2 protein-coding genes are annotated in these 2,586 nt (G+C 74.6%); one reads left to right on the plus strand and one right to left on the minus strand.

All coding sequences use genetic code 11. The features are described 5' to 3' along the window. Positions 1 to 133 precede the first annotated feature (133 nt). Positions 134 to 1,609 carry a phosphomannomutase/phosphoglucomutase gene (locus HMPREF3105_RS11200; protein ID WP_070709648.1) on the minus strand — a complete coding sequence of 492 codons (1,476 nt, stop codon included), beginning with the start codon at positions 1,607 to 1,609 and terminating at the stop codon, positions 134 to 136. Between the two features lie 39 nt (positions 1,610 to 1,648). On the opposite strand from HMPREF3105_RS11200, the gene HMPREF3105_RS11205 reads away from it, so the two are divergent. Next, positions 1,649 to 2,586: MFS transporter (locus HMPREF3105_RS11205; RefSeq protein ID WP_246830383.1), on the plus strand; the 938-nt coding region annotated here is incomplete at its 3' end.

Genomic DNA, 2,586 nt, shown 5'->3' on the forward strand with positions numbered 1-2,586 from the left:
GGCCCCGTGCTGCTCGTCGACGACCTCGTCGACTCGCGGTGGTCGCTCGCCGAGGCTGCGCGGGTGCTGCGCGAGGCCGGCGCGCAGGGGGTGCTGCCGCTCGTCCTCGCCCAGGCCGGATGAGCCGCCGAGGTCAGCGCTCGGCGCGGACGATCGCCAGCACGGCGTCGCGGAGTGCCTCCATGGTGGCGGCCGTGCGGGCCTCGCCGTTGTAGCGCAGGAACGGCTCCGTGTTGGACGGGCGGAGGTTGAACCACCACGTGCCGTCCTGGGCGGCGACCGTGGTGCCGTCCATGCGGGTCACCGTGGTGGCCACCCCGGCGAAGTCCTCGTGCACGGCCCGGCCCTCGCCGACGCCCTCGCCCACGGCGGGGGCGAACTGCGCCACCACCGCGGCCACGGCGGCGTCCTTGTCCTCCACCTGCGAATTGATCTCGCCGGAGGCCACGTACGGCTCGTACTCCTCGGCCAGCTCGGACAGCGGCTGCTCCTGGCCGCCCAGGGCCGCCAGCACGTGCATGGCCGCGAGCATCCCGGTGTCCGCGTTGAAGAAGTCGCGGAAGTAGTAGTGCGCGGAGTGCTCGCCGCCGAACACGGCGGACTCGGCGGCCATGACCGCCTTGATGAAGGAGTGGCCCACACGGGTCTCCACGGCCCGGCCCCCGTCGGCCGCCACGAGCTCGGGGACGGCGCGGGAGGTGATCAGGTTGTGGATGACCACGGGGGTCTGCTCGCCGTCGGCCTTCGCGCGGGCGATCTCGCGGCGGGCCACCAGGGCGGTGATCGCGGAGGGGGAGACCGGGGTGCCCTGCTCGTCGATCACGAAGCAGCGGTCGGCGTCGCCGTCGAAGGCCAGGCCGATGTCCGCGCCGTGCTCCACGACGGCGGCCTGCAGGTCCCGCAGGTTCTCCGGCTCCAGCGGGTTGGCCGGGTGGTTCGGGAAGGTGCCGTCCAGCTCGAAGTAGAGCGGCTCGATCTCCAGCGGCAGGGCGGCCAGCTCGGCGTCGCCGAGGACAGCCGGGGTGGTCTTGCCCGCCATGCCGTTGCCCGCGTCCACCACGACCTTCAGGCGGCGCACCCCCGTCAGGTCCACGAGCGAGCGCAGGTACGCGGCGTAGCCGGGGAGGATGTCCTCCTCCGTCACGGTGCCGGCCGTCTCGGCGGCGGGGATCTCACCGGCGTCGAGGTAGGCCTGGGCCGCGTCGCGGATCTCGAACAGCCCGGTGTCCGAGGAGACCGGCACGGCGCCGGCCTGGGCCATCTTCATCCCGTTGTACTCGGCCGGGTTGTGCGAGGCGGTGAACACCACGCCCGCGGCCTGCTTCACGCCCGCCGCGTAGTAGAGCATGTCCGTGGAGATCAGCCCCAGGGTGACGACGTCGGCGCCGCGGCGCGTGGCGCCCTCGGCGAAGGCCGTCATGAACGCGGGCGAGGAGGGGCGCATGTCCCCGCCGACCAGCACGGTCTGGCCGGCCAGGCCCAGCACGTCCACGAAGGCCGCGCCCACCGCGCGGACGCTCTCCGCCGTGATGGACTCGCCCACGATGCCGCGGACGTCGTACGCCTTGAAGGAGTCGTGCAGGTCGAGGGAGGGGGTCGAGGTAGTCACCCGACCGATGGTAGTGGACAGCCTGGATACAGTGAGGGCGTGCCCCCGACCACTCCGCCCCCGAGCGCGGGGCCCCCGGCCGTTCCGCCGCCGGGACCCGCGCCGGCCGCTCCCGGGGAGCCCGCGTACCGCAGGCTGCTGATCGGGCTGTTCCTGGCCGGGGTGGCCACGTTCGCCCAGCTCTACTCCCCGCAGGGCCTGCTGCCGCTCGTCAGCGACGACCTGGGCGTCCCCGCGGACCGTGCCGCCCTGCTCGTCTCCGCCAGCACGCTCGGCCTCGCCCTGTCGGTGGTGCCGTGGTCCGTGGCCGGGGACCGGTGGGGCCGCCGACGCGCCATGGTGGTCTCGATGGTCTCCGCCAGTGCGTGCGCGCTCGCGGGCGTCCTCGCACCCACGTTCGAGGCCATGCTCGGCCTGCGCCTGCTCGAGGGCATGGCGCACGGGGGCGTCGCGGGACTCGCCGTGGCGCTGCTGGCGGAGGAGGTGGCCCCGCACGCGGTCGCGGCGGCCGCCGGCACCTACATCGCCGGCACCACCCTCGGCGGTCTCTCCGGCCGGCTCCTGGCCCTGCCCGTCGCGGAGGCGTCCTCGTGGCGCGGCGGGATGCTGGCCGTCACCGTGGTCGGGGTGCTGTGCACGGTCGGCTTCCTGGCGATCACGCCGCGTGCCCGACGTTTCACGCCGTCGCCCACCTCCCCGGCGACGCTCGTGCGCATCGTGCGCGGCCACCTGCGCTCGCCGGAGCTCGTCGCCGTCTACCTGCAGGGGGCGCTGCTGATGGGCGGGTTCGTGGCGCTGTACAACTTCGTGGGGTACCGCCTGCTCGACCCGCCGTTCTCCTGGACGCCGACGGCGGCCGGCCTCGTCTTCCTCGCCTATCTCGCGGGCACGTGGTCCTCGCCGCGCGCGGGTCGGCTGGCCGCGCGGGTGGGCCGGCTGCCCGTCCTGGTCGGCGCGACGGCGGCCATGGCGGCGGG

Source organism: Micrococcus sp. HMSC31B01, from assembly GCF_001816085.1.
In the GTDB taxonomy this organism is placed as follows: Bacteria; Actinomycetota; Actinomycetes; order Actinomycetales; family Micrococcaceae; genus Micrococcus; species Micrococcus luteus.